25 protein-coding genes are annotated in these 23514 nt (G+C 34.9%); all 25 read right to left on the reverse strand.

Annotated features, from left to right (window positions below):
• Nucleotides 1-36: 36 nt before the first annotated feature.
• Nucleotides 37-1740, reverse strand: a complete 1704-nt coding sequence (locus LD272_RS02045; protein WP_226034912.1) for a proline--tRNA ligase — start codon at nucleotides 1738-1740, stop codon at nucleotides 37-39.
• A 41-nt stretch (nucleotides 1741-1781) separates the two neighbouring features.
• Nucleotides 1782-3038 (reverse strand): RIP metalloprotease RseP, encoded by a 1257-nt coding sequence (gene rseP / locus LD272_RS02050; RefSeq protein ID WP_226034913.1) that lies wholly within the window; start codon nucleotides 3036-3038, stop codon nucleotides 1782-1784.
• 16 nt (nucleotides 3039-3054) lie between these two features.
• Entirely contained in the window at nucleotides 3055-4200 is a 1146-nt protein-coding gene (gene dxr / locus LD272_RS02055; protein ID WP_226034914.1) for a 1-deoxy-D-xylulose-5-phosphate reductoisomerase, read from the reverse strand.
• Nucleotides 4201-4223: 23 nt separating this feature from the next.
• The gene (locus LD272_RS02060; RefSeq protein ID WP_226034915.1) at nucleotides 4224-5015 is read right to left on the reverse strand and encodes a phosphatidate cytidylyltransferase; all 792 of its coding nucleotides are present in this window, start codon (nucleotides 5013-5015) and stop codon (nucleotides 4224-4226) included.
• A 13-nt stretch (nucleotides 5016-5028) separates the two neighbouring features.
• On the reverse strand, nucleotides 5029-5799 hold the full coding sequence (gene uppS / locus LD272_RS02065) for an undecaprenyl pyrophosphate synthase (protein WP_226034916.1): 771 nt from the start codon (nucleotides 5797-5799) through the stop codon (nucleotides 5029-5031).
• Nucleotides 5800-6006: 207 nt separating this feature from the next.
• Nucleotides 6007-6564 carry a ribosome recycling factor gene (frr, locus tag LD272_RS02070; protein WP_226034917.1) on the reverse strand — a complete coding sequence of 186 codons (558 nt, stop codon included), beginning with the start codon at nucleotides 6562-6564 and terminating at the stop codon, nucleotides 6007-6009.
• Between the two features lie 2 nt (nucleotides 6565-6566).
• Nucleotides 6567-7289 (reverse strand): UMP kinase, encoded by a 723-nt coding sequence (gene pyrH / locus LD272_RS02075; RefSeq protein ID WP_226034918.1) that lies wholly within the window; start codon nucleotides 7287-7289, stop codon nucleotides 6567-6569.
• A 221-nt stretch (nucleotides 7290-7510) separates the two neighbouring features.
• On the reverse strand, nucleotides 7511-8395 hold the full coding sequence (gene tsf, locus LD272_RS02080) for a translation elongation factor Ts (protein WP_226034919.1): 885 nt from the start codon (nucleotides 8393-8395) through the stop codon (nucleotides 7511-7513).
• A 227-nt stretch (nucleotides 8396-8622) separates the two neighbouring features.
• Nucleotides 8623-9363 (reverse strand): 30S ribosomal protein S2, encoded by a 741-nt coding sequence (gene rpsB, locus LD272_RS02085; RefSeq protein ID WP_226034920.1) that lies wholly within the window; start codon nucleotides 9361-9363, stop codon nucleotides 8623-8625.
• Between the two features lie 157 nt (nucleotides 9364-9520).
• Nucleotides 9521-10024 (reverse strand): DUF6115 domain-containing protein, encoded by a 504-nt coding sequence (locus LD272_RS02090; protein WP_226034921.1) that lies wholly within the window; start codon nucleotides 10022-10024, stop codon nucleotides 9521-9523.
• A 10-nt stretch (nucleotides 10025-10034) separates the two neighbouring features.
• The gene (locus LD272_RS02095) at nucleotides 10035-10343 is read right to left on the reverse strand and encodes a hypothetical protein (RefSeq protein ID WP_226034922.1); all 309 of its coding nucleotides are present in this window, start codon (nucleotides 10341-10343) and stop codon (nucleotides 10035-10037) included.
• A gap of 115 nt (nucleotides 10344-10458) precedes the next feature.
• On the reverse strand, nucleotides 10459-11229 hold the full coding sequence (locus LD272_RS02100) for a FliA/WhiG family RNA polymerase sigma factor (protein WP_226034923.1): 771 nt from the start codon (nucleotides 11227-11229) through the stop codon (nucleotides 10459-10461).
• A 44-nt stretch (nucleotides 11230-11273) separates the two neighbouring features.
• Entirely contained in the window at nucleotides 11274-11771 is a 498-nt protein-coding gene (locus LD272_RS02105; RefSeq protein WP_226034924.1) for a chemotaxis protein CheD, read from the reverse strand.
• 3 nt (nucleotides 11772-11774) lie between these two features.
• The gene (locus tag LD272_RS02110) at nucleotides 11775-12404 is read right to left on the reverse strand and encodes a chemotaxis protein CheC (RefSeq protein ID WP_226034925.1); all 630 of its coding nucleotides are present in this window, start codon (nucleotides 12402-12404) and stop codon (nucleotides 11775-11777) included.
• A gap of 5 nt (nucleotides 12405-12409) precedes the next feature.
• The gene (locus tag LD272_RS02115) at nucleotides 12410-12880 is read right to left on the reverse strand and encodes a chemotaxis protein CheW (protein WP_226034926.1); all 471 of its coding nucleotides are present in this window, start codon (nucleotides 12878-12880) and stop codon (nucleotides 12410-12412) included.
• Between the two features lie 14 nt (nucleotides 12881-12894).
• On the reverse strand, nucleotides 12895-14922 hold the full coding sequence (locus LD272_RS02120) for a chemotaxis protein CheA (protein ID WP_226034927.1): 2028 nt from the start codon (nucleotides 14920-14922) through the stop codon (nucleotides 12895-12897).
• A 3-nt stretch (nucleotides 14923-14925) separates the two neighbouring features.
• Nucleotides 14926-16008, reverse strand: a complete 1083-nt coding sequence (locus tag LD272_RS02125) for a protein-glutamate methylesterase/protein-glutamine glutaminase (RefSeq protein WP_226034928.1) — start codon at nucleotides 16006-16008, stop codon at nucleotides 14926-14928.
• Nucleotides 16009-16013: 5 nt separating this feature from the next.
• A complete protein-coding gene (locus LD272_RS02130; protein ID WP_226034929.1) occupies nucleotides 16014-16877 on the reverse strand; it encodes a MinD/ParA family protein in 864 nt (287 codons plus the stop codon).
• Nucleotides 16870-17991 carry a flagellar biosynthesis GTPase FlhF gene (flhF, locus tag LD272_RS02135; RefSeq protein ID WP_226034930.1) on the reverse strand — a complete coding sequence of 374 codons (1122 nt, stop codon included), beginning with the start codon at nucleotides 17989-17991 and terminating at the stop codon, nucleotides 16870-16872. Before flhF ends, LD272_RS02130 begins: the two co-directional genes overlap by 8 nt.
• A complete protein-coding gene (gene flhA, locus LD272_RS02140) occupies nucleotides 17988-19967 on the reverse strand; it encodes a flagellar biosynthesis protein FlhA (protein ID WP_439647373.1) in 1980 nt (659 codons plus the stop codon). Before flhA ends, flhF begins: the two co-directional genes overlap by 4 nt.
• A 74-nt stretch (nucleotides 19968-20041) precedes the next feature.
• Nucleotides 20042-21121 carry a flagellar biosynthesis protein FlhB gene (gene flhB, locus LD272_RS02145; protein WP_226034932.1) on the reverse strand — a complete coding sequence of 360 codons (1080 nt, stop codon included), beginning with the start codon at nucleotides 21119-21121 and terminating at the stop codon, nucleotides 20042-20044.
• Entirely contained in the window at nucleotides 21121-21900 is a 780-nt protein-coding gene (fliR, locus tag LD272_RS02150) for a flagellar biosynthetic protein FliR (RefSeq protein ID WP_226034933.1), read from the reverse strand. The genes flhB and fliR overlap by 1 nt, the downstream gene beginning before the upstream one ends.
• Before the next feature lie 4 nt (nucleotides 21901-21904).
• Nucleotides 21905-22174: a flagellar biosynthesis protein FliQ gene (fliQ, locus tag LD272_RS02155; protein ID WP_226034934.1), complete on the reverse strand. Its 270-nt coding sequence runs from the start codon at nucleotides 22172-22174 to the stop codon at nucleotides 21905-21907.
• Between the two features lie 18 nt (nucleotides 22175-22192).
• A complete protein-coding gene (fliP, locus tag LD272_RS02160) occupies nucleotides 22193-22858 on the reverse strand; it encodes a flagellar type III secretion system pore protein FliP (protein WP_226034935.1) in 666 nt (221 codons plus the stop codon).
• On the reverse strand, nucleotides 22851-23513 hold the full coding sequence (gene fliO / locus LD272_RS02165; RefSeq protein WP_226034936.1) for a flagellar biosynthetic protein FliO: 663 nt from the start codon (nucleotides 23511-23513) through the stop codon (nucleotides 22851-22853). Before fliO ends, fliP begins: the two co-directional genes overlap by 8 nt.
• Nucleotide 23514: the final 1 nt, after the last annotated feature.

Genomic DNA, 23514 nt, shown 5'->3' on the forward strand with positions numbered 1-23514 from the left:
CCACGTCCAGCTTCGAATGCGCCTGCGCTTTTGTTGCTATTTTCCTAATAACTTATTTACTTTTTCCAATATATCCGACTGATGAAGATCGGATTGTTCTCCACCTACTCGTGTTTTAAATTCAACATAGCCTTCTTCAGCTCTTTTACCTACTGTTATTCGATAAGGAATTCCTATCAAATCACTATCAGTAAACTTAACTCCTGCTCGTTCTTTTCTGTCATCATAGAGTACTTCAATTCCAGCTGATTTTAAGGTTTGATATATATCATCAGCTAATAGTCTTTGTTCCTCTTTTTTTGAATTGATAGCGAGAAGATGCACCTGGAAAGGTGCTACATCTGACGGCCAAGTAATACCATTTTCGTCATGGTATTGCTCCACTATTGCTGCTAGAGTTCTAGAGACTCCTATTCCATAAGAACCCATAACCATCGTTTTAGCTTTACCATTATCATCTAAATATTTGGCACCCATTTTATCTGCATAGAAATCTCCTAATTTAAACACATGTCCGACTTCAATACCTTTAGCAAACAGGATTGTCCCATTACCATCCGGAGAAGAATCACCTTCTTGAATAAATCGTAAATCAGCATACTTGCTAATTTTAAAGTCTCGTTCCGGGTTTACATTCACGTAATGGTATCCATTGTCGTTAGCACCACAAGATACATTAGCCACAAATTCGACTGCATGATCAGCAACAACTTCTATTTCTTCATTTACACCGATTGGACCAAGTGATCCAAATCCAGCGCCGATTACAGTTCTCGTTTCTTCCTCAGTAGCTAGTTCAACTACACTAGCATCGTAAAGATTCTTCAATTTAATATCGTTTACCTCATGATCTCCACGTGTAACAACCAGAACTAGCTGTTCATCAACTTTAAACATTAGTGCCTTTAATCCTTTTGAAAGGGAATGATTTAAATAATCAGCTACTTCTTGCATTGTTTTTTGGTTAGGCGTTGCTATTTTCTCTAACTCTTTTAATGGTTCATTCTCTTTTGTATAAGTTGATACGACAGGTGCCATTTCAATGTTTGCTGCATAATCCGATGTATCAGAATATGCAATCGTGTCTTCGCCAACTTCCGATAAAACCATGAATTCATGGGTATCCTTACCACCCATTGCACCAGAGTCTGCAATAACAGCTCTGAAATTCAAACCACATCGCTTAAAAATTTTGGTGTAAGCCTGATACATTTTCTTATAGCCTGTGTCAAGACTTTCATATGAATCGTGGAATGAATAAGCATCCTTCATAATAAATTCTCTGCCACGCAACAACCCAAATCGTGGTCGCTTTTCATCTCTAAATTTTGTTTGTATTTGATATAACATAAGAGGAAGTTTTTTATAACTTTTTACTTCATCTCTAATCAAGCTAGTTATTACCTCTTCATGTGTTGCACCAAGAGCAAATTCTCTATTATGTCGATCATGTAGACGCATCAATTCTGGACCAAACGTGTTCCACCTTCCAGTTTCCATCCAAAGTTCTGATGGTTGCAGTGCAGGCATCAACATTTCATTGGCACCAGCATTATCCATCTCTTCTCTGACTATTTCTTCAACTTTGCGAAGCACTCTCTTACCTAATGGTAAAAAGCTATAAACGCCAGAGGCGGTCTGACGGATGAAACCTGCTCTAAGCAATAGTTGATGACTTTTTATATCTGCATCCGTTGGTATTTCTCTAAGTGTTGGTATAAGTGTTTGACTTTGTTTCATCTATTTCACCTCATGTATCCTATTAATTTTTAAGTTATACTTTACAGAAACAATCGTTGTATATCATTCCATGTCACTACAAGCATTAGTAACATTAATAATGCAAAACCAATGAAATGTACAATACCTTCTTTTTGCGGATCAATCGGCTTGCCACGAACTCCTTCTAGTCCAACAAATAGTAGTCTTCCTCCATCAAGTGCAGGTAGAGGTAATAAATTAATAATTCCTAAGTTAACACTTAGTGCAGCAGTCCACGATAAGAAATTCATAAAACCAGTTTGAACGACTTGGTCAGTCGCATCATATATACCTACAGGTCCTGATAACATATCAATTGAAAATTGACCAGTTACTAATTTACCAAGGTTAACGAGAATTAGTTTAGACCACATATATGTTTGCTCTATACTATATGGTACAGCTTTAATAACTGATTTTTCTAATGATATTTGAACTCCAATTTGTCCAACTACCATGTCTTGTGTTTCTAATCTTCTAGGAACAACGTTTAACTCTACCATCTCATCGTTTCGATTGACGGTCATCGTTAATTCTTCCTCAGGATTATTTTGTACAATTTGTTGAAATTCTGTCCATGTACTGATATTAGTACCATCGATTTGGATGATTTCATCTCCAGCTGTAAAACCGGCTTCAGATGCTGGGCTATCCTCTTGAACTTCACCAATTAATGCATTCTCAGCAGGAACACCTTGCATGAATCCCAGTAGTATAAATATAACAATTGTTAATAGAAAATTCATCATTGGTCCGGCAAATAGTTGCATTGCTCGTTGAGGAACAGTTTTGGAAGCGAATTGTCGGTCGTAAGGAGCTATTTGCGTTTCTCTTTCATCCATAATAAACACTGCTTTTGGATCCACTTCAAACGTTAGTTTTTCCTCTTCATCAACTTCATAACCTTCTATTACTAAAGCATGATCAAGATCTGATTTTTCAATTTCGATGACATGTGCATTGGGATGTTTTGATTTGTTATTGACTATAATCTTATTGACTTTTCCATCGTCGTTAAATTCCAGTCCGATGTGTTGACCTGCTTTTAAGTCAATTATTTCTGGATCTTCCCCTGCTACACGAACATAACCACCAAGGGGTAATAGTCTAATTGTATAAAGGGTTTCATCGTTTTTGAAAGAAAAAACCTTTGGACCGAATCCAATCGCAAATTCTCTAACTAACATTCCTGCTCTTTTTGCAAATATAAAATGGCCAAACTCATGAACGAACACAAGTAGACCGAACATTAACACAAATGCGATGATGGTGGTCAAATGTAGCACTCTCCTTTTAATTTAAATAGGATGTTACTTGCCTTCTTGTTTGTTGGTCAACTTCCAATATCGTTTGTAAATCAGGTGATTGAATAACTCTGTGATTATCCAAAGCTTTTTGTATAAAAGTCTCAATTGTTAGGAAAGAAATTTTCCCTTTTAAAAATAAATCTACTGCAACTTCATTTGCTGCATTTAATACTGTAGGCATTGTTCCACCTTTTTTTCCTGCATCAAAAGCCATTCTAAGACATGGAAATCGATTTAGATCCATCTTATTAAAATGAAGTTGATTAATTTCAGTTAAATCAAGCTTCTTAGCTTGAGGTAATTCAAGCCTTTTGGGATATGTTAACGCATATTGTATTGGCACCCTCATATCAGGAGAACCTAATTGTGCAATAACACTATTATCACTAAATTCAACCATAGAGTGGATAACACTCTCTTTATGAAGAATAACTTCTATCTGGTCATAAGGGATATCAAACAACCAATGTGCTTCAATCACTTCTAGGCCTTTATTCATCATCGTTGCAGAATCTATTGTAATCTTCGCACCCATACTCCAATTTGGATGATTTAAAGCATCTTGAACATTTACCTTAGCAATCTCTTCCCTTGTCTTGTCTCGGAAGCTGCCACCAGACGCTGTCAGTATAATCTTATTAACTTCACCACGATTTTCTCCATTTAGGCATTGAAAGATTGCTGAGTGCTCACTATCGACAGGAAGCAGGCTTACATTATTTTTCTTCGCTTCTTCCATAACTAAATGACCAGCAGTAACTAGTGTTTCCTTGTTCGCAATAGCAATTTGTTTCTTATTTTTAATGGCACTAAGGGTTGCTTCAAGACCAACACTTCCCATTACCGCATTTATTACAATATCTGTTTTTGAATCGACACTTATCTCTATCATACCCTGATTACCTACCAAGATATCATTATGATAAACAACATTTTCTAATTTTCTTTTTGTATCATTATCAAGAACAACTATTTTTTTGGGTTTAAATTCATTTATGATTGGAATAGCCTTGTCTATATTTTTGCCAAATGCTAAGGCGTATAGGTCAAATTGATCTGGGTGCTGACGTAATATATCCAATGTTTGCATACCAATTGAACCAGTAGCACCTAATAGTGCAATTTTTTTCATGTTTCACACTCCTATGTCTCATCCTATGAAATAAAATGGATAAAATGCAATAATGGAAAAACAAAAATCCAACTATCAAACCGGTCTAAAATCCCACCATGACCAGGTAGAATTTTCCCTGAATCTTTCACATTATAATGCCTTTTAAATGCCGATTCTACAAGATCACCTACTTGTCCAAACGCAGATGCTAAGACAGTGACAACTAAAACTATCAATGCAGAAGGATGAACAGGTACAAATGTATGGAAGATAAAAGCTACTAGACACGCTAGAATTATACCTCCTATCGCACCTTCAATTGTTTTGTTAGGACTGATTTCTGGCCATAACTTTCTTTTGCCAAATGCTCTTCCAAAAAAGTATGCACCAGTATCAGTAGCTAAAATCACAACAATTGCATAAAAGACATATCTTAAACCTGCTGCCTGAGTTTCCATAAAGTAATAAAAACCTAATCCTACATAAATTGCGGATAAAACTAGAAAACCAGCATCTTCGAACGTGAATTTATTTTTCACTAAAACAGTATAAGATAATAGTAATAAAACTACGAATAAAGTTATCTCGGATTTCGACAAGTGAAAACCTTTAATTAGCGTATAATCCTCATAAGGAAATAGGAGACCCCATAATAAAAACAAAGTAATGATTGTTGGTATTGGATAAGTTGTCATTTTCCTCATTTTGAGCAGTTCCAATAAGCCAATTGATCCAATAAGATACATAATTAAATAAAATGGCAGACCGCCATAAAATACAAAAGGGAAAAATAAAAGTATTGCGATTATCGCTGTAATAATTCTTGTTTTCATTTATATCCACACCTTATATCCCACCATAGCGACGTTTTCTTTGTTGATAATCGCTAAGTGCTTTTTCAAATAAACTTTCATCAAAATCAGGCCAATATGCATCGGTAAACCAAAATTCTGTATAAGCAGATTGCCATAACAGAAAATTACTAAGACGCTGCTCTCCACTAGTGCGTATTAATAAATCAGGGTCCCGTAAATGTTTTGTATAAAGATAGTCATTAAATAAAGTTTCATCAATTTCATCAATTGACAAATTATCGGATTTTATATCGGTAGCGACATCTTTAATTGCTTGTATAATTTCATATCTACTACCATAATTTAATGCAATATTTAGAATCAAACCATTATTTGAACTAGTTCTCTCTTTTGCTTCTTGTACTGACTTTCGAGTATGTATTGGTAATTCATTACAATCACCAATCGTTTGTATCCTTACATTTTCTTTAATCATTTCTGGTAAATATGTATTTAGAAACTCCATTGGTAATTTCATTAAATAATCCACTTCACTCTTTGGACGTTTCCAATTTTCTGTCGAGAAGGCATACAGTGTAAGGATTTTGACCTTATTTTTATTAGCAATCCTTACTATATTTTTCACGTTATCCATACCTTGTTTATGACCAGCAAAACGAGGTAGTCCACGTCTTTTAGCCCAACGACCATTACCATCCATTATAATAGCAACATGTTCTGGCAAATTATCTTGCTTTAGTTTTTGTTTGTTTGTTTGATCCGCTGTTTTTTTATTAAGAAACGGAAGTTTAATTAGTAGCATAATAAATCCTCCATAAATGCCTAGCAACATATATAATATCATACAAGTATATAACTTTTCTTAAATAAATTAAAGAAACCTTAACGCGGCGATTGGACTGTTGCTCAAAACGTTTTATTTAATTTTGTTTAAACATTCCTAATTACAAGCAAAGACCCCCTTTTTAAAGAGGGTCGTTATTCATATCTTATAATACATGTTATCAGCTTAAACTTCCATTATTTCTTTTTCTTTTCCATCAACAAGTTTATCAACTTCAATTATATGCTTATCTGTTTCTTGTTGAACATCGTCCTGAAAACCACGTAGGTCATCCTCTGTTATATCACCATTTTTTTCTGCCTTCTTTAGCTGATCGTTAGACTCTCTGCGGATATTTCTGACCTGAACTTTCGCTTCCTCAGCATACTTCCCTACGACCTTCACAAGTTCTTTACGCCTCTCTTCCGTTAAAGCAGGAATGTTAAGACGAATTACATTTCCATCACTAGATGGAGACAAACCTAAATCAGCTTTCTGAATCGCTTTTTCGATATCACCAGTAGAAGATTTATCAAACGGTGTAATTACTAAAAGTCGTGCTTCTGGAACAGAGATAGAAGATAATTGATTTAAGGGCGTAGGCGCACCATAATAATCTACAAATATACCATTTAGGATTGCAGGGTTTGCTCTTCCAGCTCTTACAGTGGCTAATTGTTTAGAAAATGCTTGTACAGCTTGGGACATTTTTGACTTTGTTTCACTAATTATTTCTTTGGACATTTTTATTTCCCCCTTATAATTGTTCCGATTTTTTCGCCTAAGACGGCGCGTTTAATATTTCCTTCTTCTGATATAGAGAAGACGAGCAATGGTATATGATTATCCATACACAAAGAAGATGCAGTAGAATCCATTACACCCAAACCTTCATTTAACACTTCTAAATATGATAATTCCTCATATTTTTTTGCGTCTTTATTCGTTTTAGGGTCGGCAGTATAGACACCATCAACATTATTTTTCGCCATTAAAATTACATCGGCCTCAACCTCAGCCGCTCGTAAAGCTGCTGTTGTATCAGTTGAGAAGTAAGGATTTCCTGTACCAGCAGCAAAAATAACGACACGCTTTTTTTCTAGATGACGTATTGCCTTTCTTCTTATATAAGGCTCTGCTACCTGTCTCATCTCAATTGATGTTTGTACCCGTGTTGGGATACCGGAATTTTCAAGACTATCTTGAAGTGCTAAAGAATTCATAACTGTAGCCAACATACCCATATAGTCTGCATTGGCACGGTCCATTCCCATTTCACTTCCAACCTTACCTCGCCATATATTACCTCCACCGACGACTACAGCAATTTCGACACCTAACTCAGCAATTTCTTTTACTTGGGTGGCTATTGATTGGATCACTTTTGGTTCTATTCCATACCCTTGTTCACCACTTAAAGCTTCTCCACTTAATTTTAACACAATTCTACGATAGCGAGCAGTTGTCATAATTACCTCCATCATGATATGTACTTTTTCTATTATAATAACTTAAATTTCAACAATTATCATTGCTTTGCACTTAAGTTTATCGTTTAATTGTTTTCTTTTTAGTCTATTCAATTTACAAGTAGTAATAATATCGCCAATAAATTGCTTTTTGATAACTTTTTAGTATTCTATTTTCTCCTTGAAAATAGGGAACACCAAGTGTCCCCTATCAATGATACTTATTTTTTAACTTGATTCATTACTTCTTCTGCAAAGTTATCTTCACGTTTTTCCATACCTTCGCCTACTTCGTAACGAACAAATCCTTTTAGACTTGCACCCTTGGATTCAAGTATTTGCTTAACTTTTTGATCAGGATCTTTTACAAACCCTTGTTCTAGCAAACAAATTTCTTCAAAGTATTTACTAAGTCGACCTTCTACCATTTTTTCAACAATTTTTTCTGGTTTTCCTTCATTTAACGCTTGAGTTTTTAACATTTCGCGTTCCTTTTCTACCTCATCCTCTGATACTGCATCACGCGACACATAGCGAGGATTAACAGCAGCAACATGCATTGCAATATCCTTAGCTGTTTCTTCATCATTAGAACCCTCTAAAAGCGTTATTGCGCCAATATTACCACCCATGTGAATGTATGCGCCAAATGAATCACTATCTGTTTTTTCAAAAATTGTAAATCGGCGTAATGAAAGTTTTTCACCAATTTTAGCGATATTTGAATTGATGTATTGCTCCAAGTTTTCTCCATCTCCATGAAGATTTTGCTGTAGAGCAACTTCTACAGACTCTGGTTTTTGATTTAACAGGTGTTTCCCAATTTCACTAAGTAAGTTTTTAAATTGATCATTTTTAGTAACAAAATCCGTTTCGCAATTAACTTCTAGTAATACAGCAGTGTTACCAGCCACTTCAACGTGAGCAGAACCTTCTGCAGCTATACGATCAGCTTTTTTTGCAGCTTTAGAAATTCCTTTTTCACGAAGAAAGTCAGCAGCCTTATCAATATCACCATCTGTTTCTTGTAGAGCCTTTTTACAATCCATCATTCCAGCACCAGTTTTTTCACGTAATTCTTTAACCATTTTAGCAGTTACAGCCATTTTAAATTCCTCCTTATAGAAATAATTCCTTTTTAGAATAAAGCTTAAACAAGCTGACTATTAATTATTTTAAAAGTCACAGTATATAAGAGTAGCTAACCTTAAGATGTTCACCAACTACATAACTAATCATACATACTAAATGAAGCGAATGGATGATCTATCCATTATATTTGTCTTTAAAAAAGGTGATAAAAGGTTCCCCTCTTATCACCTCAACCTTTTGATTAATCTTTTGCAGTTTCAGCTACTTCTTCAGCTTGAACTTCAGCTTCTTCGGTAACTTCCCCTTGCTTTGCTTCTAAAATAGCATCCGCCATTTTACTAGTAAGAAGTTTGACTGCACGAATAGCATCATCATTAGCTGGGATAACATAATCGATTTCATCAGGATCACAGTTAGTGTCTACAATACCTACAATCGGAATGTTTAATTTGTGAGCTTCTGCTACTGCGATACGTTCCTTGCGAGGATCAATAATGAATAATGCATCAGGCAATTTCTTCATTTCTTTAATTCCGCCTAAGAATTTAACAAGACGATCTTTTTCTTTAAGAAGTCCTACAACTTCTTTCTTTGGAAGTACTTCAAATGTACCGTCTTCTTCCATACGCTCGATATCTTTCAAACGATTGATACGTTTGCGGATTGTTCCGAAGTTTGTTAAAGTACCACCCAACCAACGTTGGTTAATAAAATACATTCCAGAACGAATTGCTTCATCTTTCACTGATTCTTGAGCTTGTTTCTTAGTACCAACAAAAAGAACAGTACCACCATTTGAAGCAATCTCTTTTACGTAGTTATACGCCTCATCTACCTTTTTAACTGTTTTTTGAAGGTCAATGATGTAAATGCCGTTACGCTCAGTGAAGATATATTTCTTCATTTTTGGGTTCCAACGACGAGTCTGGTGACCGAAATGTACACCAGCTTCAAGTAATTGTTTCATAGAAATAACTGCCATGAATAATTTCCTCCTACTTTTTTTGGTTTTTTTATCCTCCGCCTGATTCATCTTTACATAAGAACTAATTGAATAGCACCTCTTACATAATCCACAAGCGTGTGTAATTAACACCAAAAGTAAATATACCATATCAATTTCGAGCAATCAAGCATTTTTATGAGTTTTTACGATGAAATTTTAACATTAATTCAATCTCTGTCTTCCCGCAGTCAAGTTTTCTTGCAATAGATTCGACAGACTCTCCTTGATCATAAAGAGTATAAACCTTTCCAGTAATCGATTGTTCAACAGTGTCTTGCACGTCGTCTACTGATGGCGGTGTGTACTCCGCCGGTTCATTACGTACCTCAGCTTGATATAGCTTACTATTTGTTTGTTTGTTGGTATTATTTTTTTTGTTAACTACTTCTGTCGTTTTAATAGGCTCATTATCTTCTGACTTCACTTCATCAGAATGATTAATCGCAGAAAGTAATTTATCATTTTCATCTTTTATTTCGAGTAGATAAACTGCTAGCAAGTCTTCAACTTCTTTTACATGTTGTCTTTTTTCAGATTCAGATTCTAAATAGTCGTTTAAGCGCATTTTATAATTTTTTAAGACAATAAAAAAAGTTATATGGAGAAGAAAGCTTATTAATAGTAAAAAATAAATCATAGTATCCCCCTTAACCATTGAAATCGATTTGACTCCCTAAATAAGGATGATCGGAGCGATTTTCCTTCTCCTGAGCTAGATCGTCTTTTTGTTTATCTTGGTTAAGAACACTCTCTTGACCCTCTTTTTTCTTATTCTTAACATTATCCTTTTGATTGTAATCATTTACTTTTTTTCGTTTTTCTTGTTCAGACAACAACTGACTACTAGTTATAGAATCTTGAACATGCTGTCCTCTTTGTTGCATTTGTTCTTGAATTTTCCCTGCATCTTGGATTCTTGGTAATGCTACTTGCATTTCGACCGATTTCCAACTCATCTGTTAATCGCATCCTTTTAAAATAGTTATGATTTTAAAGCGACTGAATTGTAGTTTCTCGGCTGTCTATCTAGTAGAATAATGACTCCTAACTTGTATCATCTTAAAAAGAGAACTACCTAGAATGAGATAAATACTTTCTCAATTTAAAAATTGCTTGTTTATGTATTTGAGAGATTCTGGATGTTGTTAGATCTAGTACATGTCCAATCTCCGTTAAGGTAAGCTCCTCTTTATAAAATAAACTAACTACCATTTGTTCTTTTTCATTTAATTCTTTGATTGCAATTTCCATGTCTTGAAGGTTCTCTTGATTAACTACTTTGTTTTCAGGATTGTTTTTTTCTTCCATCGGAATAATATAACCAATTCCCTCTTTATAGTCATCATTTGAACTTTTGTTTTTTTCTTCAATTGACAATACATTAACAAATAGCGAATCTTTGACAGTTGTTTCTACATCTTTTGCAGTTAACCCAATTTCCAACCCAATTTCCTCTGCAGTAGGTTGCCGTTGCAACTTTTGTTCTAAATGTTGTGAAGTACGATCAATAGTTTTCGCTTTATCACGTACAGACCTTGGAAGCCAATCCTCTTTACGCAATCCATCCATAATAGCTCCACGAATGCGAAATGAAGCATAAGTATCAAACTTTAAATCTCTACTTTGATCAAATTTATTAAGTGCATCGAAAAGTCCAAACAAACCTAAACTTGTAATATCATCTTTACTTACGCTACTAGGTAAATGAATAGCAATACGTTGAACATGGTATGTCACCAAATGAACATAGCTTGTAATAAGTTGGTTTGCCGTTTCATTATCTTTATTTTTTATCCAGTTATCCCATAAGTGTTGATTATTAATAGTTTTATTTTTGGACATATTAACCACCTCGTAATTCTTGCTCTTACCTTATCATCTTAAGTTTATATTTCTATTTCACCCTGGTTAACCTTCTTAATTTTCAACATACCTGTTGATGGGTTAAATTCTATCGTGCGTCCATTATTACCACCAACATCACTGGCTAAAATTGGAACATGATAGTTACCTAAGTGTTCAACAACCGCTTCAATATTTCTATTTCCTACTCTTAGGATGTTTGTTGAGGAAGGAAATGAAAACATTTGTGCCCCTCCTGCAATTTTCGCTTTAAGAGCAAATTTTCTAGCACCGTTATCAATCATTGTCTTTACCAATATTTCAATTGCACTATCTGCGTACTTCAATTCATTCAAATTTTCTCGTTTCGATAACGTAGAATCCGGCAACATTACATGCGCCATCCCAGCAACCTTTAGAGATAAATCATAAATAACTACACCTACACAAGAACCTAAACCAGAAGTTCTTAATGTGTCTGGAGACCGGGCCACCTTCAAGTCAGCAATTCCTACCTTTACAATTTTAGTTGTTATGCTCATAAGTCAAAAAGCACCTAAGGATGCAAATATCTTATCAAATGATTCAGGATCAGGTAATAGGAAAAAGTGCCCTTCTATTTGCTTACTCGTCTCTTCATAATCGTTAAAAGTAGTGTCGATGATAATCGCGTAATCACTCTCACGCGATAACTCCATCAGACCCTGGGAAAGGATTGCTCCTGCCATGTCGATATTTAGTTCTGGTACGGATGGCTGCATGTTTATTTGTGTAAAGTCAGATAATGATGACAAGTAGGTTCCTGCTAATATATTTCCAACTTCATGCAATATTGACAAACCCATTTCTGTGAGTAGAGGCTGATCAAACGAGAAATCTTTATCTCCTGAAATTTGGTGAACGAATTGCTCAGCTTGAGCTGGCGATAACACAAAAAACATACTACCTGGTGCATCACCGTTAATTCTAAGAAATACTGATACGATTGTTTCATCTGGCCCACCAACGATCTCCATCGTTTCGTCAAAGCTAAGCACCCGGACAGACGGAACTTTCATATCAATCTTTCTTTTTAATAGTTTAGATAGGGATGTTGCAGCATTACCCGACCCAATATTTCCAATTTCCTTTAATATATCTAATTGATAACTAGTTAGCTTTTCTATAAAAGACATAACGATTACCCTTCTACGCTCTGTAAATGATCAACTTCTTGACTAGATAATACTTTTTCGATATTCAACAACATTAGTAGACGTGAATCAATTTTAGCAACACCCTCTATATAATCTACATCTACTGTACCGATAACTTCTGGGGCAGGCTCAATCGCATTTTCAGGGATATCAATAACATCATATGCGGCATCTACGACAAAGCCTACTTCCATATTATTAATATAAACAATAATAATCCTTGTGCTATTTGTAAATTCCGTTTTTTCAATACTGAATCGTTTTCGCAGATCAATAATTGGTGTAACCACTCCCCTAAGATTAATTACGCCTATTATAAAGTCCTCTGTTTGGGGAACCCTAGTAATGTGTTGCATTCGTTCAATTGAACCAACTTGTTGTACAGGAATAGCATATTCTTCATTATTCAATTCAAAAACAATAGCCTTAATATCTTGTTTATTCACTTCTGACATAGTAATGCCCCCCATTATTTAATTAGAGAATTCGGATCGATAATTAGTGCAACTTGACCATCGCCAAGAATAGTTGCTCCCGAGATTGCAAAAACATTTGATAGGTAGTCTCCAAGCGATTTAAGCACGACTTCTTGTTGGCCAATAAACCTATCAACAATTAACCCTGACATTTTTTCGCCTTTTCTAATAATAACAATTGAGTGTAATTCATCCTCTTCAAGTGAACTAGATACATTAAACACTTCCTTTAGAGAGACTAAAGGTACAACTTTTCCTCTAAAATCAATAACTGTTTTATTATGGGCATTGAAGGTCTCTGACTTACTGACAATTGCTGTTTCGATAATAGACGATAAAGGTATTGCATATTTTTCCTTTCCTACTTCAACTAACAGAACAGAAATTATCGATAGTGTTAAAGGCAATTGAATAGCAAAAACGGAACCCTTACCTAGTTCTGATTCTATCGATATATTTCCACCCAACGATTCAATTGTATTTTTAACTACATCTAATCCCACACCACGTCCTGAAACATCTGAAATAGTTTCAGCAGTAGAAAACCCACTTTCTAAAACTAGTTGATATACTTGACTATCAGTTAGCGATTTCGCTTGTTCGTGTGTTATTACCTGATTTGATATCGCTTTTCTAATTACTTTTTCTCTGTCAATACCTGCGCCGTTATCTGATATTTCTATAAACACATGATTACCGCTATGATAAGCGTTTAACTTTAGTAGACCTTCTGCTGGTTTACCCTTCTCTACCCTGTCAGACGGTAACTCAATACCATGGTCAATAGCATTTCTAATTAGATGAACTAACGGATCACCAATCTCATCAATAACGGTTCGATCTAATTCTGTATCAGCTCCATCTACTTCTAAATGTATCTGTTTACCTAAGTCTCTAGCTAATTGTCTGACCATACGTGGGAATCTATTAAATACTTGATCGATAGGTACCATTCGCATATTTAATATAATTGACTGTAAGTCCCCAGAAATTCTGGTCATGCGTTCAACTGTTTCGACTAATTCAGCATTTTTTAAGTTTGCAGAGATTTGTTCTAACCTACCTCGATCGATTACGAGTTCTTCAAATAGATTCATAAGGGCATCCAAACGGTCAATGTTCACTCGTATTGTTTTATTACTGATTACCGCTTTACTATTACTCTGACTCACTTTATTTGATTCTTCAACAGTAGAAGCCACCTCAATCACAGTTTGTTCTACCTCTGAATTAATTGGTTGCTGTTGCAATATATCATCGACAGTGAAGGGAATAATTGTAACGTTATCTATCTCTGAAACTTTCATCACCTTTTGCTTTATTTGGTCAGATTGTTCTGTTGTAACCACTAAAACTGAAAAGTCTAATTCAAAATTCTCTTCTTCAAGGTCAGTTACTTGTGGATAAGACTTAATCACTTCACCAATTTTCTCTAACACGTCGAATACCATGTAAACTCGAGCCGCTTTTAATAAGCAATCCTCTCTGAGTTTAATATCGATTTGTAAGTTGGAGTGATTTTTTTCTTCTGATTCTTGAAGTAATGTAATTTCGAATTCATCTAGACCATTTATAATAGTAGCCGTTGAACCTCCGTTATTAGATTCAACTTTCTTTGTAGAATCATCTTGTACAATTACCTCTCTTTTTTCAATCGAATTTAGTTTATTTACTATCGATTGGACATCCCGAGTGCCATCCCCACCATTTGCTATATCTATTACCATTGCCTCTAATTGGTCTACAGCATCTAGAACAACATCTAAAATATTGGGATCAATTACAAGGTTTTTATTACGAACTTCATCCAGGACATTTTCCATTTTATGTGTTAAATTAGCTAGATCTTGATATCCCATAGTAGCAGACATACCCTTCAATGTATGTGCTGACCTAAATATCTCACTGACTGTATCCATATTGGATGGATTTTTTTCAAGTAGTAACAGATGATCGTTCAAGGATTGGATATGCTCTTTACTTTCTTCGATAAATACCTCAAGATATTCATTCAATTCCATGATTCATCTCTCCCGGGTTTTTATTTTGCTAACAAGTAAGTCCCCAATATTTTCTAGTTCTTCTATAAAATCTACTAAATTTGTTTTAATAGCTGCATTTGGCATGCCAAAGACAATGGCAGTTTGCTCTGCTTCTGCGATAATCATGGTATTAGGTTTGATGTTTTTTAAAGTTTTTAAGGCTTTTGAACCATCTGATCCCATACCTGTCATTATGACTGCACATACTTGGTACAATTGTTGATTTGCTAGTGACTCAAAAAGCACATCTACAGATGGTTGGTGTCCATTTACTGGTTCGGCCTGTGAAACATGTGCAACTAATGATCTCCCGACTTGCTTCGCTTTTAAATGATAACCACCAGGCGCTATGTATGCAGTTCCTTTTAAGAGAAATTCTCCGTCAACTGCTTCTTTTATATGTATCTTAGCTAGTGAATTGAGTCTATTGGCTAAGGATTTTGTAAAACCAGCTGGCATATGCTGAACAACTAGAATTGGTGCTGAAAAATTCTCAGGTAGATTTGTTAGCACTCCCTGGAGCGCTCTAGGTCCTCCCGTTGATGTTCCAATCGCTACAATCATTTTACCCGACCCACTTGTGGTAGAAATTTCATTCGATAACTTGTGATTTGTACTCTTTTGATAAGTCGGTTTCTTAATACTTATTTTATGTTTCTCTATAGTTACCTCTGCAGCAATCATAACCTTGTTAACGATTTCTTCTTTAATTCTTTCTATATCAAGTGAAATTGAACCAGAAGGCTTAGCGATGAAATCAACAGCACCTATAGACATCGCTTCAATTGTTTTTTCGGCGCCTTCTAATGTTAGACTAGATAACATGACGACTGGAATCGGCATCTCTAGCATAATTTGTTTGAGTGTGGAAATACCATCCATAATCGGCATTTCTACATCCAGCGTAATTACATCCGGAGACACTTCCATTATTTTAATAAGTGCATCCTCACCATTCCTTGCAGTACCTACTACGATAATTCCCGGATTTGAATTCAATATATCTGAGATCATTTTTCTCATAAAAGCTGAGTCATCTACTACTAAAACTTTAATTTTATCCATGTCTGTTATCGTTCCTTTATGAAGTTTTTAAGCTTTTTTATAAAAGAGATAGGAACTTTCTTTTCAATATCTATCCTATCGTTAACATACTGATCAACGATTTGGTTGATTGCTACTGATACAAGTGCATTTGGATCATAGGTTAAAAAAGGCGTTTGACTACTAACAGCTCTTATGACTGTTTTATCATCTGGTAAGACACCAAGAGGTGAAATTTCCTTCTCTAAAAATTTTAAGACCACTTGTTGTAATCTTTCCATTGTTTTTTGACCACTTTTTTGACTTTGTGCTCGATTTACTAATAAAGATATTGGCAGCTCAGCGCTTTTATATGATACGTGTTTTATCATTGCATAGGCGTCAGTTAAACTTGTTGGCTCGGGCGTAGTTATAACAATACATTCATCTACTGCTAACATATAATAAAATGTTGCCTCTGAAACCCCAGCACCCATATCAAAAATAATATAATCATAACTATTCACTAAACCTTCTAACTCGTTAAGGAAATAATCAAATTTTTCTTCATCCATTGTAAAAATATCAGCTAAACCCGATCCAGCAGCTATATAAGATAACGAATTAGGTCCAGATTCGATTACATCATCGATAGATAAATGTTCTTCAAACATATCAACTATCGAATATTTTGGAGTAAGCCCTAGTAATATATCGATATTTCCCATACCAATGTCCATATCAAATATCAATACTTTCTTACGTTTTTTTGTTAGGCTAAGAGAAAAATTAAGTGCAAAATTAGACTTTCCTACACCACCTTTACCACTAACAATCGCTATTGTCTTTGCTTGTCTATATGCTCTTAACATTTCTACCTTTTTTCTTAGTTTAGCAGCTTGATCATTCATCAGCACTTTCACCAACTATCATCTCACAAATTTTGTTAATGGATGTTTCCTTTATGTCATCAGGTACATCTTGACCATCAGTAATATAGGCTACTCCCATATCATTTGTTAAGCATAAATTTAATATCGAACCATAGGTGTTTGTTTCATCTTTTTTAGTGAAAATTAATTGCTTAATTGGCACATTTTTAAATTGATAAAATATATGCTCTAGGTCACTTGTTCTTGTTGTAAGCGATAAAACTAAATAAGTATCTAGATCTTCGTTAAAATCTACTATTTTACCAAGTTCCTTGATATATTTCTCATCTCTAAAATTCCGCCCAGCAGTATCCACTAAAATTAAATCATAATCCTTAAAGCGCTCTCTAGCTTTTCCATAATCCTCCAATGTGTATGCTATTTCAAGTGGAATATCTAAAATCCTAGAGTAGGTTTTCAACTGATCTATAGCTGCAATTCGATAAGTGTCAGTAGTAATAAAGGCAACTTTTTTATTGTCTTTTAGAACACTATTTGCCGCAATCTTAGCAAGTGTAGTTGTTTTTCCTACACCAGTAGGCCCCACTAAATGAACAATTTTTTTATCATAGTGGATACCTCCAAAGTCTTCTTCTTTCATACTCTTTTTAATTTCAATAATTAAATCTTTTTTCGCTTTACTAAAATCCACTTCACCATCACTGTTTTTACTTGCTTCGTTGATTAGTTTTTTTGCAGTGTCAGGTGTAATCTCTTGATCAATCAGTAAATCATATAATTCTTGATATACTTCCGGATAAGAAGGTTGAGTTAAAACCGCGTTCTTTTCCATCCATTTCTTTAAGCCTTTTATCTCATCTAAAACATGATTATTGTTGTTTATTTCCTTATTGTATGGCTCTTTCTCCATCTGGTATTTATTGTTGTTAAATGGTTGCTTATCTTTAATTGGTTTTTGTGGCTTTGGATCAAGTGCGGCAATTACTTCAATATTTTTCTTTTTGAATAGCCCAAGAAATCCTCCTAAATAAATCACTTTAGAGTTTAAAATTACAGCGTCTGCACCTAGTTCTTTACGGATTTTACTCATTGCCTCCGGCATAGTAGGTGCAACAATTTTTTTTACCTTCATGCTACATTCACCACCCCAACGCTTTGAACTTCAAGATTAGGTTCTAATTCGTTATATGATAAGACAACAACATTAGGAAAGAACCGCTCGAGTAACTGCTTGACATACATCCTGATAGCTGGAGAACATAAAATAATAGCTGTTTCTTCTTGTAGGGCCAATTGTTCTACTTTCTCAGTAACAGAACGTATAATTAATTGTTGAGACTCTGGATCAAGCGCTAAATAACTCCCGTGTTCCGTCTGATGGATATGCTCAGAAATCATACCCTCTACTTCTCCTGAAATAGTAATCACTTTTAATGAGTTTTCAGCTTGAACATATTGTTTAGTAATTTGCGAAGCTAATGACTGTCTAACATATTCCGTTAGTAAATCTGTATCGGTAGTCATTTTCCCAAAATCAGCAAGTGTTTCAAAGATGATAGGTAAGTTACGGATAGATATACCCTCACGCAACAGCTTAGCTAAAACCTTTTGGACATCACCAGTAGCAAGTGGCTCAGGCGTAACTTCTTCTACTAAAATTGGATAGGTTTCCTTTAAATGATCAATTAATTGCTTTGTTTCTTGTCTACCTAACAACAGATGCGCATTCTTTTTAATAACCTCTGTAATATGTGTTGACACAACCGATGGTGGATCAACTACAGTGTATCCAGACAATTCTGCTTCATCCTTTAATTCCTCACTAATCCATTTAGCTGGTAAGCCGAATGCTGGCTCTTTTGTATCTATACCTTCAATACTATCATCTTCTACACCAGGGCTCATTGCTAGATAATGATCTAATAATAATTCGCCCTTAGCTACCTCATTACCCTTAACTTTTAACCGATATTCGTTTGGATTTAATTGGATATTATCTCTAATTCTCACAACTGGAATAACAATACCTAGTTCAATCGCTAATTGCCTCCGAATCATGACAATCCGATCTAACAGGTCACCACCTTGACTTGTGTCTGCTAAAGGAATTAACGCATAACCAAATTCGAACTCGACTGGATCCATGCTGAGCAAACCAACAACGTTTTCTGGCGACTTCATTTGATCGCTTTGAGCCTGTTCTTCTTCATTTGTATCTGGTTCGACTTCTTTAACAGGTATAGATAACATATAAGCTCCAATCGCTAATATTAGTGCAATTGACAGTGTTAAGAAAAAATTAATTGGTGTGAATCCAAGTAGAAAGATTGTTCCAGCAGCAATATATAACAGATTAGGATACCTTAATAGTTGTTCTGTAACATTTGTTCCTAAATTAGCTTCACTCGCCACACGGGTAACTACTATACCAGTTGCAGTAGAAATAAGTAATGCGGGTATTTGACTTACCAATCCATCACCAACAGTTAACTGCATATAAGTATTTACCGCTTCGCCAAAACTCATATCCATTTGCATCATGCCAATAATTAATCCAAAGACAATATTAATAAGTACAATGATGATACCTGCAATCGCATCACCTTTGACGAATTTAGTAGCACCATCCATTGCACCATAAAAGTCCGCTTCATTCTCTACTTTTTCTCTACGTTCTTTCGCTTGATACTCATTAATCATTCCAGCATTTAAATCCGCATCAATGCTCATTTGTTTCCCTGGCATTGCATCAAGGGTAAACCTTGCTGCAACTTCAGAGACACGCTCACTACCTTTAGTAATAACCAAAAATTGAATAATCACGAGAATTGTAAATACTACAAAACCGACAAGTGGATTATCGCCGATAACAAACGTACCAAACGTTTCTACTACTCCACCTGCCTCTGCGTTGGACAGTATCGAACGAGTTGTGGAAACGTTAAGACCTAGCCTAAATAAGGTTAGTAATAGTAGAAGGGAGGGGAAGATCGAAAACTGAAGCGCGTCTGTTGTGTTCATTGATACTAAAATCACAAGGAGAGCTAATGAAATATTGACAAGTATTAACACACTTAACAGCCATCCTGGTAAAGGGATGACTAACATAATAATAATTAAAATAACACCTAATAATACTGTTAAGTCTTTTGTTTTCACAGTTTCCACTCCTTGTTACACGATTAAACTTTTTTTTCTAGTTTGTACACATAAGCTAATATCTCGGCTACAGCTTGGAAGTATTCCTCACCAATAACATCACCTATTTCAACATCTTCATATAATGCTCTTGCTAAAGGTCGATTCTCAACAAGCATTACTTTATTGGCATTTGCAACTTCTCTAATTTTAAAAGCTACATAATCGACACCTTTAGCAACAACATAAGGAGCATCGGACTTCTTTTCATCGTACTTAACTGCAATAGCGAAATGGGTTGGATTAGTAATGACTACGTCTGCTTGAGGTATTTCACTCATCATTCTTCTCATCGCCATTTGTCGTTGCTTTTCTTTAATTTTCGACTTAATTAGCGGATTTCCTTCAATATTTTTGTATTCATCTTTTACATCATTTTTTGACATGCGGATATTTTTTTCGAAGTCATATTTCTGATAGGTATAATCAATTACAGATATGATTAATAGAGCAATAGAGGAAGCAATTCCCATTAAGACCGTTGTATCACCAAAAAACGCTAATGAAGCAGTTACATCCTTTCCACCTAGCATCAGCATCTCATTCCTACGAATCCAAAGAATCGAGAACGTAATCGTTCCCACAACCACAATCTTAAGTATTGATTTAACCATCTCAACTAGCGCTCTAGCAGAGAAAATTCTTTTTGCTCCTTCAATCGGGTTGATTTTACTGAGCTTAAGTTTCAGCGGGTCACCTGTAAATAAAAAGCCGATTTGCATAAAATTTGATGCTAAGCCCGCAACAATAGCAATCCCCATAATTGGTGCTAGCCCTTTACTCATTTCTATCGTTGTCTCTGTGAAAACTTGATGTATATTATTTTGTGTCACGTTCCAATTGATGTATTCTGTAAATGTCTTTTGGTACATGCCCATCATAATGTTTTTTAAATAGTCACCAATAACAATAAATAATACAAAAACAAAAAATAATAATATTGCTGTATTAACATCTTGGCTCTTAGCAACTTGTCCTTTTTTACGAGAGTCCTGCCGTTTCTTTGGTGTTGCTCTTTCGGTTTTCTCTCCTGCAAAAAATTGTAAATCCAACTTAAGATACATTAGGCACCCCCAAATAGTTCCATTAGCCCCCGCATGGATTGTAGCATTAATTCAAATAAGTGCTGAAACAACATCACATAAAAAGCTATTGATACAAATAGAGCTACAAATGCCACTAAGATTTTCAGAGGAAGACCTACTACGAACACATTCAATTGAGGTACGGTTCTAGCGATTATTCCTAATGCAACATCAACTAAAAATAAACAACCGACAACCGGAATAGCCATCTGAAAAGCGATGATAAACATCTGATTAAATGTGTCGATAACAAAGTATGCTATTCGTTCATCCCCAAATGGAATAAATGAATCAATTGGAATCGTTTGGTAGCTGTAAAAAATTCCATCAATCAGAAGGTGGTGCCCATTAACTGCCAATAAAAATAACATAGCTATTGTATAAAAATACTGTCCTATTAATGGACTTTGAGCTCCTGTTTGAGGATCAATAACATTAGCAATTGCAAAACCCATTTGAAAGTCAATAAATCCTCCAGCAATTTGAATAGCTGACAAAACAATATAGGCAAGTAATCCGATTAGTAATCCTACTAACGCTTCTTTTAAAATCAGCAAAATAAACATACTGTCTAATGGTATCTCTGGTAATGATATCGTGTAAAACATAATCCAAGTTAGAAAAAAACCGAATCCAATTTTAAGATGAGTTGGTACATTACGATATGAAAAAATGGGTAATGTGACAAAAAATGATGTCACACGAATTAATATTAATAAAAACGCCGGTACACTTGATAAATTAATAGCTTCTAGCATTCTTTCAACCTACAAACTGGTTTAAATTTTGAAATATATTAGCTGCAAACTCAACCATTCTCGATAACATCCACGGACCGAAAAATACCAAACCAACAAGTACTGCAACAATTTTCGGGATAAAAGCAAGTGTCTGTTCTTGTATTTGAGTTGTAGCCTGAAAAATACTCACTAATAAACCTACTACTAGTGCTAGAAGTAATAGTGGACCAGTCACGACTAAAATCGTATATATTCCTTGTCGTGCTAGTGATACAACAAATTCACCACTCATTCCGAGTCTCCTCTCTCACTAGAATCCCTGTAACAAAGATTGTGAAATTAAATACCATCCATCAACCAAGACAAACAATAAAATTTTGAACGGTAAAGAAATCATAACAGGAGGAAGCATCATCATACCCATTGACATTAGAACACTGGCTACGGCCATATCAATTACTAGAAAAGGAACAAATATCATAAAACCCATTTGAAAAGCTGTTTTTAACTCACTAATTGCAAAAGCAGGAACTAAGGTTGTTAAAGGTAATTCCTGAAGCGTTTCAGGCTCTTCCATTTGAGAATAATTGATAAAAAGAGCTAAATCCTTTTGTCTAGTATGTTTTGCCATAAACTCTTTAATAGGCATACTGGCTCTTTCATAAGCCTCATCTAAAGTAATTTCTTCTTCAAATAAAGGTGTTAATGCTTCTTCATTAATTTCATGAAAGGTTGGAGCCATAATGAAAAAAGTTAGAAATAATGCAATTCCAATAAGTACTTGATTTGGTGGCATTTGCTGTGTAGCAAGCGAAGTTCTGACAAATGAAAGTACGATTAATATACGGGTGAAACTTGTCATTAGTATTAAAATACTTGGTGCTAATGAAAATACCGTTAATAGTAATAATAACCTTACAGAGTTTGAGACATCAGCAGGATCTGAACTTGAAAAGATATCAACGAATTCATTCATGATGATCGTCTTCCTTTTTCTTATGTCTATCAGTTAGCTTCTTACGTCCTTGTGCTAACCTGCTTAGCTCACTTTGAAATAATTGGGTGAAATTTTCCTTACTTTCATCATCTTTTTCCTTGGCATCTTTTCTTTTCCATATCGAAGCAAGAAAATTACCCGGTTTGTATTCAGATCTTGAATCATTAGCGAGTAAATCTTCCTTTGTTTGTTGATCAGTAACCTCTGACAATAATTCCACATTATCTCCTACCCCTAGGACATACACGCGCTCTCCTACTTTGACCACTTGTATTGATTTACTAGAGCCAAGTGGAATTCCACCTAGGTTTTCTAATGTACGAACTTTTTGAAACATCTTGTTTTTTCCATTAATAAATTTTAGTAAGAAATAAATAAGTGCTAATATAAAAGCAAGAGCTAATACTAATTGTAGTAATACAAGAAATAAGTTTGGTGAAGAACCAATTGACTCTTCTTCGGTATCACCTGTAATGTCAGATTCATTTTCAAGATTAATACTCGTTTCAGGTTCACAATCTGTTAAGCTTTCTTTGCAATCTGACACCATTGCCGATATAGAACCTGTTTGATTAACGCCAAAAAATAAAAAGAAACCAGCCAAGCTAAATAAGACTACTATTTTCTTTATCATA

Source organism: Aquibacillus saliphilus, assembly GCF_020404745.1.
GTDB classification, from domain to species: domain Bacteria; phylum Bacillota; class Bacilli; order Bacillales; family Amphibacillaceae; genus Aquibacillus; species Aquibacillus saliphilus.